Origin of the sequence: Bartonella sp. AP20NXHL, from assembly GCF_042196165.1 — a bacterium.
Lineage (GTDB): Bacteria > Pseudomonadota > Alphaproteobacteria > Rhizobiales > Rhizobiaceae > Bartonella.
In genome coordinates, this window is sequence record NZ_JBHIPV010000117.1 from 1 (window position 1) to 562 (window position 562).

The 562-nt window shown below is 34.3% G+C and carries 1 protein-coding gene; it reads right to left on the reverse strand.

Translation table 11 applies throughout. From position 1 onward, the window contains the following. Positions 1 to 86 precede the first annotated feature (86 nt). The coding region (locus tag ACFILL_RS09535) for a type IV secretion system protein (RefSeq protein ID WP_375643870.1) at positions 87 to 562 on the reverse strand (476 nt) is incomplete at its 5' end.

Below are 562 nucleotides of genomic sequence, written 5' to 3' on the forward strand. Positions count from 1 at the left end.
CATTACGATATCTTGACTTTGATAAAAGCTTTCTGCCCCTCTGAATTGTTCGGATAGTACTGAACCTTCTACAGTGGATTTTGTTTTTATCGTATGATAGGCATCCCTTTTGCTTCATGGTTAAAAAATTTCATATCAAGTTCGCGTCTTTTCTTTTTGATAAGTGATTGCTCAGCTTTACGTAAATGCGTTATCATTTGCATCTTTATAGATTCATTGTGGATCATGGCTAATGAACCATCGATATGTGCTTGAAGGTCTGCAATATCTTTCAGGTTTTCTTTTGTTTGAAGTTCATCAAATAGATTTCTGAGGTATTTAAAACGATTTTCTACGTTTTCAAAAGTTTTCAAAGTTATAGCTTTATCTAGCACCGAGAAAAATTGTAAACGCGCAAAAAGATTTTTGCCCATTTGATCAAGAGATCCAGAAATTTTGTTTTCGTCCTCCAATAGCTTTTGATATGATTCCCTTGAATGCTGATTACTCTTATAGAGCGCTTCTGGCTCTTTGAGAAAAAAACTAGAAAAGTCTATTTTCTGAGGTCCAGTTTTCTGACTCT